16 protein-coding genes are annotated in these 14,779 nt (G+C 71.9%); 10 read left to right on the forward strand and 6 right to left on the reverse strand.

The genetic code is table 11. The features are described from left to right. Nucleotides 1-160: 160 nt before the first annotated feature. From CA984_RS13605 to CA984_RS13615, 3 genes are all read left to right on the forward strand, one after another. Nucleotides 161-2,326 carry a molybdopterin-dependent oxidoreductase gene (locus tag CA984_RS13605; RefSeq protein WP_086571880.1) on the forward strand — a complete coding sequence of 722 codons (2,166 nt, stop codon included), beginning with the start codon at nucleotides 161-163 and terminating at the stop codon, nucleotides 2,324-2,326. A 101-nt stretch (nucleotides 2,327-2,427) separates the two neighbouring features. Further along, nucleotides 2,428-2,982 (forward strand): HD domain-containing protein, encoded by a 555-nt coding sequence (locus tag CA984_RS13610; RefSeq protein ID WP_242675929.1) that lies wholly within the window; start codon nucleotides 2,428-2,430, stop codon nucleotides 2,980-2,982. A gap of 134 nt (nucleotides 2,983-3,116) precedes the next feature. Beyond that, entirely contained in the window at nucleotides 3,117-3,938 is an 822-nt protein-coding gene (locus CA984_RS13615; protein ID WP_242675928.1) for a Rieske (2Fe-2S) protein, read from the forward strand. Here the strand turns inward: CA984_RS13615 and CA984_RS13620 are convergent. From CA984_RS13620 to CA984_RS13630, 3 genes are all read right to left on the reverse strand, one after another. After that, entirely contained in the window at nucleotides 3,935-4,162 is a 228-nt protein-coding gene (locus CA984_RS13620; RefSeq protein WP_012887282.1) for a hypothetical protein, read from the reverse strand. The genes CA984_RS13615 and CA984_RS13620 overlap by 4 nt on opposite strands. 29 nt (nucleotides 4,163-4,191) lie before the next feature. Further along, on the reverse strand, nucleotides 4,192-4,947 hold the full coding sequence (locus tag CA984_RS13625; protein WP_086571886.1) for a sulfite exporter TauE/SafE family protein: 756 nt from the start codon (nucleotides 4,945-4,947) through the stop codon (nucleotides 4,192-4,194). A gap of 161 nt (nucleotides 4,948-5,108) precedes the next feature. Continuing rightward, the gene (locus CA984_RS13630; protein WP_012887280.1) at nucleotides 5,109-5,903 is read right to left on the reverse strand and encodes an ABC transporter ATP-binding protein; all 795 of its coding nucleotides are present in this window, start codon (nucleotides 5,901-5,903) and stop codon (nucleotides 5,109-5,111) included. A gap of 66 nt (nucleotides 5,904-5,969) precedes the next feature. Here CA984_RS13630 and CA984_RS13635 point away from each other — a divergent pair, with 66 nt between their 5' ends. Beyond that, entirely contained in the window at nucleotides 5,970-6,689 is a 720-nt protein-coding gene (locus CA984_RS13635; RefSeq protein ID WP_086571888.1) for a hypothetical protein, read from the forward strand. 46 nt (nucleotides 6,690-6,735) lie between these two features. On the opposite strand, the gene CA984_RS13640 is transcribed toward CA984_RS13635, so the two are convergent. Both CA984_RS13640 and CA984_RS13645 read right to left on the reverse strand, forming a co-directional pair. After that, nucleotides 6,736-7,368 (reverse strand): response regulator, encoded by a 633-nt coding sequence (locus tag CA984_RS13640; RefSeq protein WP_086571890.1) that lies wholly within the window; start codon nucleotides 7,366-7,368, stop codon nucleotides 6,736-6,738. Further along, entirely contained in the window at nucleotides 7,365-8,486 is a 1,122-nt protein-coding gene (locus CA984_RS13645) for a GAF domain-containing sensor histidine kinase (protein ID WP_086571892.1), read from the reverse strand. The genes CA984_RS13640 and CA984_RS13645 overlap by 4 nt, the downstream gene beginning before the upstream one ends. 123 nt (nucleotides 8,487-8,609) lie before the next feature. On the opposite strand from CA984_RS13645, the gene CA984_RS13650 reads away from it, so the two are divergent. The 6 genes from CA984_RS13650 to serB all read left to right on the forward strand — a co-directional run bounded on the left by CA984_RS13650 (nucleotide 8,610) and on the right by serB (nucleotide 14,008). Beyond that, complete coding sequence (locus CA984_RS13650; protein WP_086571894.1) at nucleotides 8,610-9,275, forward strand: SDR family NAD(P)-dependent oxidoreductase; 666 nt, start codon at nucleotides 8,610-8,612, stop codon at nucleotides 9,273-9,275. A 55-nt stretch (nucleotides 9,276-9,330) separates the two neighbouring features. Further along, nucleotides 9,331-10,443 carry an S-adenosylmethionine:tRNA ribosyltransferase-isomerase gene (locus CA984_RS13655; protein ID WP_086571896.1) on the forward strand — a complete coding sequence of 371 codons (1,113 nt, stop codon included), beginning with the start codon at nucleotides 9,331-9,333 and terminating at the stop codon, nucleotides 10,441-10,443. Nucleotides 10,444-10,532: 89 nt separating this feature from the next. Then, entirely contained in the window at nucleotides 10,533-11,060 is a 528-nt protein-coding gene (locus CA984_RS13660; RefSeq protein WP_086571898.1) for a hypothetical protein, read from the forward strand. 233 nt (nucleotides 11,061-11,293) lie between these two features. After that, complete coding sequence (locus CA984_RS13665; RefSeq protein ID WP_165781230.1) at nucleotides 11,294-11,851, forward strand: DUF11 domain-containing protein; 558 nt, start codon at nucleotides 11,294-11,296, stop codon at nucleotides 11,849-11,851. A gap of 165 nt (nucleotides 11,852-12,016) precedes the next feature. Next, nucleotides 12,017-12,697, forward strand: coding sequence for a response regulator transcription factor (locus tag CA984_RS13670; RefSeq protein ID WP_086571902.1), 681 nt, complete (start codon nucleotides 12,017-12,019; stop codon nucleotides 12,695-12,697). Nucleotides 12,698-12,784: 87 nt separating this feature from the next. Then, nucleotides 12,785-14,008, forward strand: coding sequence for a phosphoserine phosphatase SerB (gene serB / locus CA984_RS13675; protein WP_086571904.1), 1,224 nt, complete (start codon nucleotides 12,785-12,787; stop codon nucleotides 14,006-14,008). Here serB and CA984_RS46075 read toward each other — a convergent pair. Then, on the reverse strand, nucleotides 13,989-14,779 hold a 791-nt coding region (locus CA984_RS46075), incomplete at its 5' end, for an FUSC family protein (RefSeq protein ID WP_165781231.1). The genes serB and CA984_RS46075 overlap by 20 nt on opposite strands.

Consider the following 14,779-nt stretch of genomic DNA (forward strand, 5'->3'; position numbering starts at 1 on the left):
GAGCGTGCCGGACCCGGGGCCGGCACTCCGGCGCCGGGGACGGCCCCGTCCCCGGGCCCGTCCGGGAGCGGCCCGGAGGATCACCGAAATCCTCCGGGGCGCTTCCCCGCATCTCCGGGGCGGGCCATGATGAGTTCAGTCGACGAACTCAGGAGTGCCGATGAGAACCGCGCACCGGACCTGTCCCCTCTGCGAGGCCGTCTGCGGCCTGCGGCTCACACTCGACGACACCGGGCACATCACGTCGGTCAAAGGCGACCCGGACGACCCGTTCTCCAAGGGGTTCGTCTGCCCCAAGGGCGCGAGCCTGGGCCGCCTCGACGAGGACCCCGACCGGCTGCGCGTCCCGATGATCCGCAAGGGCGGCGAGTGGCGCGAGGCCACCTGGGAGGAGGCCTTCCAGGCCGTCGACCAGGGCCTCAAGAACGTCATCGACGCCCACGGCCGCCAGGCCCTGGCCGTCTACCTCGGCAATCCGAACGCCCACTCCATGGCCGGCGCCCTGTACGGCCCGCCCCTGATCCGCGCGCTCGGCACCCGCAACGTCTTCTCCGCCAGCAGCGCCGACCAGATGCCCAAACACGTCTCCTGCGGCCTCATGTTCGGCGACCCGCTGGCCATCGCGGTGCCCGACCTGGACCGCACCGACTACCTGCTGATGCTCGGCGCCAACCCGCTGGAGTCCAACGGCTCGCTCTGCACCGCCCCGGACTTCCCCGGCCGCCTCAAGGCCCTGCGCGCGCGGGGCGGCAAGCTCGTGGTCGTCGACCCGCGCCGCACCCGCACCGCCGCCCTCGCCGACGAGCACCTGTTCGTACGGCCCGGCACCGACGCCTACCTGCTGCTCGGCATCGTGCACACCCTCTTCGCGGAGGACCTCACCGCGGTCGGCGTCGAGGCCGACGGCCTGGAGGAGGTCAGGCGGCTGGCGATGGATTTCGCCCCGGAGACCGTGGCCCAGGCGTGCGGGGTGCCGGGCGGGGAGATCGCCCGGCTGGCGCGCGAGCTGGCCGCCGCCCCCACGGCCGCCGTCTACGCGCGCATCGGCACCTGCACCGCCGAGTTCGGCACCGTCGCGCAGTGGCTGGTCGACGTGGTCAACATCCTGACCGGCAACTTCGACCGCCCCGGCGGGGTCATGTTCGCCAAGACCGCCGTCGAGAACGGCCGCAGGCGCAGGCCGTACACCACGGGACGCTGGCACAGCCGCGTCCGCGCGCTGCCGGAGGCGAACGGCGAGCTGCCGGTGGCCACCCTCGCCGACGAGATCGAGACCCCGGGCGAGGGGCAGGTCAGGGCGCTGGTCACGGTGGCGGGCAACCCGGTGCTGTCGGCGCCGAACGGGCCCCGGCTGGACCGGGCCTTCCGCGACCTGGACTTCATGGTCTGCGTTGACCCCTACCTGAACGAGACGACCCGGCACGCGAACGTCATCCTGCCGCCGCCGCCCGTGATGCGGACGCCGCACTACGACCTGTCGCTGCTGTTCGTCGCGGTGCGCAACTACGCCCGGTTCTCCCCGCCGGTCCTGCCGCCGGAGCCGGGACGGCCGTCGGAGGCCGAGATCCTGGCACGGCTGGCGATGATCGCCTCGGGGCAGGGGGCGGACGCCGATCCGGACCTGCTCGACGAGATGATCCTCGACCAGGTGCTCCGCGGGGCCACCGAGATTCCGGGCTCACCGTTCGAGGGCAAGGAAGTGGCGGAGCTGCGCGCCTCGCTGGACGGGACCACCGGGGCCGAGCGACGGCTGGACGCCATGCTCAGGCTCGGCCCCTACGGCCTGTCGCTGGCCAAGCTCCTCGCCAACCCGCACGGCGTCGACCTGGGCCCGCTGGAGCCCCGGCTGGCGGAGGTGCTGTGCACGGCCTCCGGACGGGTGGAGCTGGCCCCGCAGCCGCTGGTGGAGGACCTCGCGCGGCTGCGCGGGCGGCTGGCCGTACGGCCTGCGGAGATGGTGCTGATCGGGCGGCGTCACCTGCGTTCCAACAACAGCTGGCTGCACAACGTGGGGACGCTGGTCGGCGGGAGCAACCGGTGCACGTTGCAGATCAACCCCGCCGACGTGACCAGGCTCGGGCTCGACGGCCACGCACTCGTCCGCTCGGCGGGCGGAGAGCTGGTGGTGCCGCTGGAACCCACTGAAACGATCATGCCGGGGGTGGTGAGCCTGCCCCACGGCTGGGGCCACTCCGGGAGCGCGCAACTGGTCGCGGCGGAACACGCGGGGGTCAACGCGAACACGTTGACCGACGACTCCGTGGTCGACGTCCCTTCGGGAAACGCCGTGTTCAACGGGGTCCCGGTCACGCTCAGCCCCGTCTGATCACATGATCGTTCGGAAAAGGGGGATCGGCGCGCATTAGGCTTGCGCAGGTGACCACCCCTCCAGAACAGGACCGCCTGCACGCTCAGCTCGCCTTCGCCATGGAGATCGACAAGCTCAGACGCATCGTCCGCCGCAACACCCTGATGGACGGGTCGCGGCGGGAGAACGACGCCGAGCATTCGTGGTACGTGGGCATGCTGGCGATGGTCTTGGCCGAGCACGCCCCGCCGGGCACCGACCTGGACAAGGTCGTCGCGATGCTGCTCGTCCATGACATCGTCGAGATCGACGCCGGAGACACGTTCATCTACGACGCCCACGCCGTCGAGGCCCAGCTCGGCATCGAGCGCAAGGCCGCCGACCGGATCTTCGGGCTGCTGCCCGAGGACCAGTCGACGCGGCTGCGCGCGCTGTGGGACGAGTTCGAGGAACGCAAGACCCCCGAGGCCAGGTTCGCCAAGGCCCTCGACAGGATCGCGCCGATCATGGCCAACCACCACAACGAGGGCGGCACCTGGTCGCTCTACAAGGTGACGGCCGGGCAGGTGCTGGAGAAGGTGAGAATCATCGAGGAGGGGTCGGCGACGCTGGGGGCCTACGCCACCGAGATCATCGAGCTCTCCGTCAGCCGGGGGCATTTGGCGCGTGCGTAACCCTGTTCCCGGGTAGGTCCTTATGGGTTGATAAGGGGGCGATTGTGAAGGAAACCGTCAAAACAAAACGCCGAAGCTTCAAGCATCTGGTACCCCCGGTCGACCTCGCCGGCCGGATCGAGCGATCGACCAGAATGGATCGGCCGATCCATGTCCTGGCCAAGGCCGTGCGCCGGCGGCTCGGCCCGGGGCGGCTGCGTGACCTGCTGCACGGGGTCCCCACCGGCAAGCCCCTTCACCCGCCGCTCGTCACCGTCAGCCTCGGCTGCTGGGTGGCGACGGCGGTGCTCGACCTGACCCACGCCGACCCGCGTGCGGCGCGGGCGGTGCTCACCACCGGGATCGCGACGGCGCTCCCCGCGGCCGCGGCGGGGATCACCGACTGGTCGGCGCTCCACCGCGAGCAGCAGCGGGTCGGGTTCGTGCACGCGATCGCCAACGTGACCGCGCTGGGGCTCTACGCCGGCTCGCTGGCACTGCGGATCGCGGGCGACGACCGGCGCGGCCGGCTGCTGTCGTTCGCGGCGCTCGGCGCCGCCGGGCTGGGCGGCCAGCTCGGCGGTCACCTGGCCTACCGTCAGGCGGCCGGGGCCAACCACGCCGAGTCGGTGGCCCACCTGGTCCCGCTGGGCTGGCACGACCTGTGCGAGCTCAAGGACCTGCCGGACGGGCGTCCGGTGTCCAGGCGGCTGGGCTACATCGACCTGTTCGTCCTTCGGGTCGGCGAGGGGGTCACCGTGCTCGCCGACGGCTGCTCCCACCTCGCCGGACCGCTGCACCAGGGGCGCCTGATCTCCGAGGACGGCTCCGCCTGCGTGGTGTGCCCCTGGCACGGGAGCACCTTCCGGCTGTCGGACGGGACGGTCGCGCACGGCCCCGCCACGGCCCCGCAGCCGTCCTTCGAGACACGGGTCCGCCGCGACGGCGTGCTCCAGGTCCGCCCCGCCCCGGACTAGTCGGGCTTGCCGTCGGCCGGGTGCTCGACCAGCGCCAGGATCCGGCTGGACATGAACCGGGCGGTGCGCACGGCCGTACCGCTACGGGTGACCTCGCTCACCTCGACCACGCCACCTCGGCGGTTGGACACCTCGACCCGGCGGCCCGCCTTGGTGGCGACGACTTCGTAGGTACGCGAGCTGTCGCCCGCGTCGATGACGATCTCTACCTTGTCGCCTTTCATGTCTGCTTTATGCCCAAAAGCAGCTGAATTTATCCGTACACCAGTTTGATTATCGCCAGAATTCCAATACAGACAATGAAGCCCCGCAGAATGGGCGCCGGCAGCTTCCGGCCGACCTTCGCGCCGAGGAAACCGCCGATCGTGGCCCCCACGGCGACCAGCGCCACCGCCCGCCAGTCCACCTCCGCGACCAGGATGAACAGGACCGCGGCGGTCCCGTTGACCAGCAGCGAGAGAACGTTCTTGGCGGCGTTGACCCGCTGCAGGTCGTCGTCGAGGAAACTGCCCAGCAGCCCGATGAGCAGGACCCCCTGGGCCGCACCGAAATAACCCCCGTAGATACCGGCGGCGAAAACCCCGATCCACAGCCACGGCCCGCCGTGCGGGTGGGGATCCTCCCGCCGGGCGCTCAGCCACTTGTTGAGCCTGGGCTGGACCACCACCAGCACGCACGCCAGGCCGATCAGGATCGGCACGACCACGTTGAAGGTGTCGACGGGCAGGAAGAGCAGCAGCACGCCACCGATGAGGGAACCCACGATCGAGGCGGCGCCCAGCCGGATCAGCCGCTCGCGCTGCCCCTTCAACTCGGCACGGTAGCCGAGCGCGCCGGTCAGCGACCCCGGCACCAGCCCGATGTTGTTGGAGACGTTGGCGACGATCGGCGGCAGCCCCACCGCCACCATCGTCGGGAACGTGATCAGCGACCCCGATCCGACGACGGCGTTTATGCCCCCGGCCCCTATCCCGGCCGCGAGGATCGCGATCGCTTCCCATGGCGTCATCAAGCTTCCCCTGCCTGGCTCGTACGGCTCGCGCCCACGAACGGTGCGCGGCACTCACCGGATGCTAGGAGGGGGACGCTCCATGACCGGCGGCGGGGGTGCCCCCGGCGCCGGACAGGCCTCCCCGCCGGCCGCCGGCCTTCGGACGGCCGGGGCGGGTCTCAGAAATGATGCGCCCGGGCATACCAGCGGCCGTCGAGCCCGCGCTCCAGGTTGAGCGGGACGCTGAAGGTCCGGGACAGGTTCTCGGCGGTCATCACCTGGTCGATCGGGCCCTGGGCGACCACCGAGCCGTGCCGGAGCAGCAGCGCGTGGGTGAACCCGCTGGGCACCTCCTCCACGTGATGGGTGACCAGCACCATGGTCGGCGCCTTCGGGTCGTGCGCGAACGTCGCCAGGCGGCGGACCAGGTCCTCCCTGCCGCCCAGGTCCAGCCCGGCGGCGGGCTCGTCCAGCAGCAGCAGCTCGGGGTCCGGCATGAGCGCACGGGCGATCTGCACCCGCTTGCGCTCGCCCTCCGACAGCGTGTTGAACCGGCGCCGGATCAGATGGGCGCAGCCGAGCTGGTCGATCAGCTCGACGGCGCGGGTGACGTCGTTGGAGTCGTACTCCTCCGTCCAGCGGCCGAGGATCGCGTAGGAGGCGGTGAGCACCAGGTCGATGACCTTCTCCTCCGGCGGCACCTTCTCGGCGAGCGCGGCGCTCGCGAGCCCGATCCGGGGCCGCAGGTCGAACACGTCACTCTGACCGAGCCGCTCGCCCAGGATCTCCACGATGCCCTCGGTGGGGAACAGCATCGCCCCGACGACCTGCAGAAGCGTCGTCTTCCCCGCGCCGTTGGGACCGATGACGACCCACCGCTCGTCCTCGTGAACGGTCCAGTCGATGTCCCGCAGCAGGGCCGCCCCGTCTCTGCGGACGGTGACGTCCTGTAGCCGAAGCACCTGACCGCCCATCCCTTACGCCTCCTCGTGAATCGCTCGAACAAAACCTATTGCAGGACAAGCGCATATCGTGGATCGGTGCACCCTGATTCACAGATCTCGGCCACCTTGGTCTGCTGGGGCAACGCCTGGCTCACCGGGCAGGTCGGCCTCGACGAGGCCGCCGACCGGGTGGAGCGGCAGGCCGGCCCCCAACTCGTCGCCGGAGAGAACGGCGACCTCCTCCTCCGTGCCTTCCTCGCCGACCTGCGGGTCGAAGGCATGAAATCCCTGCGCCTGGCCCTCCCCGTCGCGGGCGACCCGCTCGGACTCACCGGACCGCCCCCCTTCAACTCCGCGGCCATCGAGGCCGGACAGGCGGCGATAGCCGTGCTTGCCGGTAGATGCCTCGGCCTGGTCCCCATGCGGGACCGCCGCGGGTCATCGTACGCCGGGGTGCGCTGGAGCGTGCTGGAGGCCAGCGCCAACGTCCCCGACATCCCTTCCCTCGCCGAGGCCGAGCACACCCTGACGCTCGCGATGCGCAGCGCCACCGACGCCCTGCTGGGCGTGGAGGGCCCGGCCCAGGGGCATCGGCGGGTGGAGAGCGTCGACGACGGCCTGGCCCCCGGCTACCCGGCCCGCGCCCACCGGGTCGCCGCCCTCGCCGCCCGGCTCGCCGCGGTACTCCGGGTCGCCGACGACCGGGGGCTCACCTCCGGCCAGATCGTCACCCGGGGCAACGCCCTGCGCGACCTCGACCGCGCGGTACGGCGGGCACGCGTGGCCGCCCACCACGCCATCACCGAACTCGTCTGACCCCGCCCCAGCGTGTCCGGGCGCGGCGGGGCCGCCTGCGGCGCGGTCAGGCCAGGCCGTGCCGTACCGCGTAGAGGGCGGCCTGGGTCCTGTCCTGCACGCCCAGCTTCATCAGCACGTTGGAGACATGGGTCTTCACGGTCTTCTCCGCCACCGCCAGCTCCCGGGCGATCTCACGGTTGGACCGGCCCGAGGCGATCAGCGTGAGCACCTCAAGCTCCCGGTCGGTCAGCGGCGCCACATATCTGCCCGCCGAGGGAGCGGGGGCGGGGGCGGACAGCATCGCCTCGGCGGCCTCGGGGGCCAGCAGCACCTGGCCGCCGTGGACGGCGCGGATGGCCTGGACGAGCGCGGCGGGGTCGACGTCCTTGTAGAGGAAGCCGGACGCACCAGCCCGCATCGCCGGGGCGACGTCCTCCCGATCGCTGACCGAGGTCAGCACCAGCACGCGCGGGGAGAGCCCGTGCTCCTCCAGCCGGACGAGCGTGCCGAGACCGTCGAGGACCGGCATCTTCAGGTCGAGCAGCAGCACGTCGGGGGCGAGGGACTCCACCAGGGCGACCGCCTCGGCGCCGTCGGCCGCCTCCCCCACCACGTCGAGGTCGTCCTGCAGGCCCAGGAAGGTGCGCAGGCCCTGCCGGACGACCGGATGGTCGTCGGCGATCAGCACACGGATCACACCGGCACCTCCATCCGCACCAGGGTCCCGTGGCCCGGCTCCGACGTCACGCGCACGCTCCCGCCCAGGGCCTGCGCCCTGTCATCCATCGACGCGATGCCCAGCCCTCGCCCGGCGGCGGCGGCCACGTCGAAACCCGCCCCGTCGTCGCGCACCTCCAGGATCACACGGCCCGCCTCGCAGCCCAACCGCACGCCGACGGCCCGCGCCGCCGAGTGCCGGGAGGCGTTGTGCAGCGCCTCCTGAGCCACCCGCAGGACCGCCACCTCGGTCGCCGGTTCGAGGGCGCACACCGGCGCCTCGTCGAACGTGAACGACGCCGGGTGCAGCCGGTCCAGCAGGCGCACGTGCTTGCGGAGCGTCTCGGCCAGGCCGTGGCGGTCGAGCTCGGCCGGGCGGAGCTCGACGATCACCGCGCGGAGTTCGGCCAGCGCCTCCCCCGCCAGCCGTTCCACCCGTTCCAGCTCCTCCAGCGCCCGCGCGGGATCGCGGGTCACCAGCGAGGCCGCCGCCTGGGCGGTGAGCCGCAGCGAGAACAGCTTCTGGGTCACCGCGTCGTGCAGCTCCCGGGCCATCCGGGTGCGCTCCTCCACCAGTGCCAGCTCCCGGCCTCGCTCGTAGAGGCGGGCGTTGGTGAGCGCGATCGCGGCGTGCGCGGCGAACATGGTCAGCAGCCGCTGGTCGGCCTCGGTGAAGCCGCCGGGAGCCCTCTTGTTGGACAGGAAGACGATGCCGAGCACCTGGTCGCCGTCGCGGATCGGCACCCCGAGGAAGTCCTTGAGCACCGGATGGGCGCGCGGCCAGTATTCGAACCTCGCGTCCCTGCGGATGTCGGGCAGCCGGACCGGCGCGCCCTCGCGCAGCATCGCACCGAGCATGCCGTGCTGGCGGGGCATCGGCCCGATCGCGTCCCACTCCTCGTCGGAGATGCCCTCGGCGACGAACTCGGCGAACGCCCCCTGGTCGTCGGGCACGCCGAGCGCGGCATAGCGGGCGTCCAGCAGCTGCTGCGCCGAGCGCACGATGACCTGGAGCACCTCCCGGACCGAGAGATGCCTGGTCACCGCGAGAACGGCGGAGCTCACCGCCTGCAGGACGGCGTCCCGGTCTTCGGTCACGGGAAAACTCTAGGCGCCGCGGCCCACCGGGGCCTCCGGCCGGGGTCCTAGGTCCATCAGCCCAGGCGCGGCCCGGTCCTGCGGCCGATGCGCGTGGGACGTCCGATTCCTACCGTCGGGGACATGACGAAGACCGCACTCATCACCGGCGCCTCCCGCGGACTCGGCCTGGCCCTGGCCCGTTCCCTGGCCTCCGACGGCTGGCGGCTCATCCTCACCGCCCGGGGCGCGGACGCGCTGGAACCCGTCGCCGACCGGCTCGGCGCGGTCGCCCTCGCCGGGGACGTCGCCGATCCGGCCCACCGGGACCGGCTGGTGCGGGCCGTACGGGATCACGGCGGGCTGGACCTGCTGGTCAACAACGCCTCCGGGCTGGGCGCGGTCCCGCTGCCGCCGCTGGCCGGCTACCCGCTCGACACGCTCGAGGATCTGTTCAGGACCAACGTGCTGGCCCCGCTGGCGCTGGTCCAGGCGTTCCTGCCCGGCCTCAGGGAGCGCCGGGGCGCGGTCGTCAACATCTCCTCCGACGCGGCGGTGGAGGCCTACGAGGGCTGGGGCGGGTACGGCTCGACGAAGGCGGCCCTGGAGCAGCTCTCCAACGTGCTGGCCGTCGAGGAGCCGCGGGTCGCGGTCTGGTGGGTCGACCCGGGCGAGATGCACACGGCCATGCTGGCCGACGCGGTCGGCGCCGAGGACGCGGCGGCGGCGCCGGGACCGGAGACGGTCGTGCCCACCCTGCGGCGGCTGATCGAGGAACGTCCGGCGAGCGGCCGGGTGAGCCACCCGTGAGCGCGCGAGGCACGCGGGTGGACGGGCGGCGGGCGAGGCCGGCGGAGGAGGTCTCGTGAACACGCCCGTGACGGACGCCATGGCTCCGGGTTTCGTGCTCCCGCACGACCTGGAGGCGCACGAGCCGCCGGAGGCACGGGGGCTGACCCGTGACGGGGTGCGGCTCCTGGTCTCAAACGGCGCCACCGGGGAGATCACCCACCACCGGTTCGCCGGGCTGCCCGGCCTGCTCCACCCCGGTGACCTGCTGGTGGTCAACAACTCCGCCACCCTCCCGGCCGCGGTCCGGCTCGACCGGCTCGCGGTGCACTTCTCCACCGAGCGCGAGGACGGGACCTGGCTGGTGGAACTGCGCCGCAGGCTGGAACTGCGGCCCGGGCCCAGCGGCGGGGGCGCCGGACAGGACGCGCGGGACCCGCGGAGGCCGGGGGCGACCGGAGCGGACGCGGAGATGGCCAGCGAGCCCTACCCGGGCGGCGCGGCCGGAGAGTGGCTGCCGCTGCCCGGCGGGGCCACGCTGTGCCTGCTGGAGCGGGAGACCCCGCGCCTGTGGCGGGCCCGGCTGGACCGCGAGGTCCCCGCCTACCTGCGCCGGCACGGCGTGCCGATCCGCTACTCGTACGTGGAGCGGGACTGGCCGCTGGAGGACTACCAGACCGTGTTCGGGGTCCGGCCCGGCAGCGCGGAGATGCCCAGCGCCGGACGGCCGTTCACCACGGGGCTGGTGACCGGGCTGGTCTCGCGCGGGATCGGCGTCGCGCCGATCACCCTGCACACCGGGGTGGCCTCGCCGACGGCGGACGAGCCGCCCTATCCCGAGTGGTTCGAGGTCTCCGAGGCGACCGCGCGACAGGTCCGGCTCACTCGTGAATCCGGGGGCCGGGTGATCGCGGTGGGCACGACCGTGGTGCGGGCGCTGGAAACGGCCGCTCTGACCCGCGGCCGTGTCCGGGCCACGCGGGGCTGGACCTCCCACCTGGTGACCCCCTCGACCGGTGTGAGGGCGGTGAACGGCCTGATCACCGGCCTGCACGAACCGCGCTCCAGCCACCTGCTGATGCTGTCCGCGATCGCCGGCGGCGAGCTGCTCTCCCGGTCCTACGCGGAGGCGCTCAAGGAGGGGTATCTCTGGCACGAATTCGGCGACGTCCATCTGATTCTCCGGTAGCCAGTCAGCCGCAAGGGGTTTCCAAGTCGGCCGCCCCATGCTGGGCACGGCAATCAACGGGGGAACACCGAATTCGACTGGAGTAAGAAATGCGCCGGCACCTGACCGCCTTCGCCGCCATCGCCCTGGCGGGAGGCATGCTTCTCACCCCTGGTGGCGCGAACGCCGCCGCGGCCGCGCCGACCACGGCCCACGTGGCCCCACCGCTGTCGCCGCTGAAGCTGACCGCCTACTACCCGCGCCGGGTCTACGCGGGCGACACGATCACCTACACGCTCAAGACCAGGAACACCGGCGACTGGGCCACCGACATCGCCTACGTCGGGGGCTACGTTCCCCGGCAGGCGCGCAAGGTCCGGATCACCGGTCCCTCCGGCTCGATCTGCGAGGCCGACGGGCGCGAGGTGGGCTGTCTGCTCGACACCCTGAAGCCGGGCAGATCGGTCACGATCAAGGTAAAGGTGTGGCTGAGGAGCAGCGCGCGGGGCACTGCGGCGGCCGAGTTCGCCTCGGCGTCGATCGACGTCCCCGCGGGCGGGCTCGACACCCTCGACATCCACGGCATCGACGTCGGCACCGACCTGAAGTACGTGCGGGTGAAGACCAGGATCCTCTGACGATCCGCGCCCGGAGGCGGCGTGCGGAGGGGGCGTGCGGAGGGGGCCCACCAGGGCGGGCCGCCTCGGCGCGGGATACCAGCCGATTCTGTACGGCCGCTGCCCCGTTCGCTCCGCTATAAATCACTTTACTTAGGTAGATTTTTGCTTTACCTAATATGTGTGATAAAACGCTGCGAACTTTCACGGGGGCAACCGTAGCGCCCCCGTACCCCTCAACTGGGAGACGTTTGATGCGCCACCCGATCTACAAGATCGCCGCTCTAGCCCTGGTCGCTCCGCTCGCGGGCACGATGCTGCTCGCCGCGCCGGCCTCGGCCGCTCCCGCCAAGGTCTCCACCGCGGCCGTCAAGACGGCCGACGACCCCTACTCCTCCTTCAACCTGAAGATCTCGGCGCCGAGCAGGGCCCGGGCCGGAGCGACGATCTCCTACACGATCAAGGCCACCAACACGGGCCCCCACGAGGCCGACTCGTACTACCTCGGCGGCGTGCTGCCCAAGGGCTCCAAGATCGTCCGGGTCCACGCCCCCAAGGGGACCGAGTGCGACTGGTACGAGGACGGCTACTGGTGCTGGTCCCCGCTGGCCCTCGAAGTCGGCGAGTACGAGAGCATCAAGATCGTGGTGAAGCTCGGCAAGAAGTCCAAGGGCACCGCCACGGCCATCCTCGGCGTCGACACCTATGACCTGCCGACCGGCGCGGAGACCCTCAACCGCGACGAGTTCGAGCGCATGGGCTTCAAGAGCTGGTACTTCGTGAAGAAGGTCAAGACCAGGATCGCGCGCTAGCCGTACCCCCGTGAGAGCCCCCGTCCTGTCGCAGGCCGGGGGCTCTCCACTCTCCGGACCCCATGGGAAGCGCGGGACGGGAGACCTGCGGACAACCTCATATGCGTCCGGCCCCGTCACCGGGCAGGATCTCCCCATGACCACTTCCGGATATCGCGCCGTCCCGTGACCGAGCTCAGGGTCGTCCTGGCCGAGGACCACTACCTGGTGCGGGAGGGCACCCGCAGGCTCCTGGAGACGTCCGGGGAGATCAGGGTGGTGGCGGCCGTGGGCACCGCCGACGAGCTGCTCGACGCCGCCCGGCGTCTCCGGCCCGACGTGGTGGTGACCGACATCAGGATGCCCGGCTCGGCCGGGCTGGTGCGTGCGGGCATGGAGGGGATCGACGCCGCGCACCGGATCCGGGAGACCTCGCGGGACATCGGAGTCGTGGTGCTCTCCCAGTTCTCCGACGCGATGTTCGCGCTGGACCTGTTCAGGGACGGCACCGAGGGCCGGGCATACCTGCTCAAGGACCGCGTCGGGGACATCGACGAGCTGCTCGGCGCGATCCGGTCGGTGGCCGCGGGCGGCTCGGTGATCGACCCCAAGGTGGTGGAGGGCCTGCTGGCCAAGCGCGGGGTGAGCGACAGGCCGCCGCCCGCCGAGCTGACGCCCAGGGAGCTGGACGTGCTGCGGGAGATGGCGCACGGCCTGTCCAACGGCGGCATCGCCCGCGCCCTGCACCTGTCGGTCTCCGCGATCGAGAAACACGTGAACTCGATCTTCCTGAAGCTGGCACTGGAGAGCAGCCCCGACACCCACCGCCGGGTGGCCGCCGTCATCGCCTACCTCGGGCCCCGCTGAGAGGCGGGGAGGAGACCGCGAACTTCAGGCGTCCGGATGATGAACCGCATTCACGATCGATTCCGGGGCCAAGTAGCGTAGACACCGATGAACCAGCGCACGCTTCTGATCACGTTGACCGGACCCGACCGGCCGGGCGTCACCTCGCGGCTCTTCTCCGTGCTGGCCGGCTTCCCCGTCGTCGTCGCCGACATCGAGCAGGTCGTCATCCGCGGCCGGCTCACCCTGGGCGTCCTCGTCGCCTACGCGGGCGACACCCCGACCGGGACGGGCAGCACCATAGGCGCCCTGTGGACCGCCGTCGAGCGGGCCGCCGAGGACATGGGGCTGCAGGTGGAGCTGTCCACCGGCTCCGACCCGCAGGAGAAGCGACGGCGCGGGCGGCTGCACGTCACCGTGCTCGGCTCGCCGCTGCAGCCCGCCGCGATGGCCGGCATCGCCGGCCGGATCGCCGCGGCCGGCGCCAACATCGACCGGATCGAACGGCTGTCCAACTACCCGGTGACCTGCATCGAGCTGGCCGTCTCCGGCGCCGACCCGGACACGCTCCGGGCCGAGCTCGCCATCGAGGCGCACACGCAGCAGGTCGACGTGGCCGTGCAGCGGACCGGCCTGCACCGCAGGGCCAAACGGCTGATCGTGATGGACGTGGACTCCACGCTCATCCAGGCCGAGGTGATCGAGCTGCTGGCGGCCCACGCGGGCTGCCTGGATGAGGTCGCCCGGGTCACCGAGGAGGCGATGCGCGGCGAGCTCGACTTCGCCGAGTCGCTGCGCCGCCGGGTCGCACTGCTGGAGGGCCTCCCTCAGGAGATCTTCGAGAAGGTCCGCAAGGAGCTGGTCCTCACCCCCGGCGCCCGCACCCTGGTGCGGACGCTCAAGCGGCTCGACTACCGGTTCGCGATCGTCAGCGGCGGGTTCACCCAGCTCACCGACGCCCTCGTCGACGACCTCGGCATCGACTACTCCGCGGCCAACACGCTGGAGGTCGTGGACGGCGTGCTCACCGGACGGGTCGTCGGCGAGATCGTCGACCGCCCCGGCAAGGCACGAGCCCTGGAACGCTTCGCCCGCCAGGCGGGCATCCCGATCAGCCAGACCGTGGCCATCGGCGACGGCGCCAACGACCTCGACATGATCGCGGCGGCCGGTCTGGGCATCGCGTTCAACGCCAAGCCGGTGGTCCGCCAGGCCGCCGACACCGCGGTCAACGTGCCCTACCTCGACTCGATCCTCTACCTGCTCGGCATCCCGCGCGCTGAGGTCGAGGCCGCCGACGCCGAGGACGGCGTCATCGTCGCGGAGCGGTGAGCGCGGCCAGCCGGAGAGCCTCGGCGCTGAGCCCCTTCAGGGCCGGCTGCGCGGCGGCGGCGTGCATGATCCCGCGGCGCACCTCGGTCATCTGATCGGCCGCTCCCTCGGCCACCTCGTCCAGCCGCCGCGCGGCCAGCACGTCCACGTGCGCGCCGAGCTCGTCCAGGACACCGTCCAGATCGTCGGCCGGCGCCTCGGGGCGCTCCGTGCCGACCGCCTCGGCGACGTTCTCCAGCCGGTCGGCGACCATGTCCAGGACCGCCGCCGTGGGCCCGGACTCCTCGCCGGGTCCTGGCACGGCGAACAGCGCCAGAGCGTTGTCACGGAGCCGCCGGGCGGCCGTCACGGCGTCCCTGAGCCGCTGTGGCGCGCTGCCCCCGGGCTCCTTGTCCAGCCGGTCCAGGGAGTCGGAGAACCGGTCCGCGGCGACGGCCGCCGAGGAGAGCCGCGCGCGCACCTCGTCGGGGTCCTGGTCGATCAACGACCGCACCAGCGCCGCGTGCTCTTCGAGCATGTCCACGGCCCTGCCGGTCAGCTTCGCGCGCTGCCCCCGGGGCCACAGCAGCCGGGCGAAGAGCAGCACCAGAGCCCCGCCCGCGATCGTGAGGGCCACCCGGACCGCCGCCGCCCCCCAGTCCAGCGGCAGGGAGAAGTCCGCCAGCATCAGCGACAGCGGCGTCGCGAAGATCGTCCAGTAGCCGTAGCTGGCCCCCCGCAGCGCGAATCCCAGCACCGCGCAGACCGCGATGAACACGATCAGGTAGAGGT

Origin of the sequence: Streptosporangium minutum (assembly GCF_002149035.1) — a bacterium.
Classification (GTDB): Bacteria; Actinomycetota; Actinomycetes; order Streptosporangiales; family Streptosporangiaceae; genus Streptosporangium; species Streptosporangium minutum.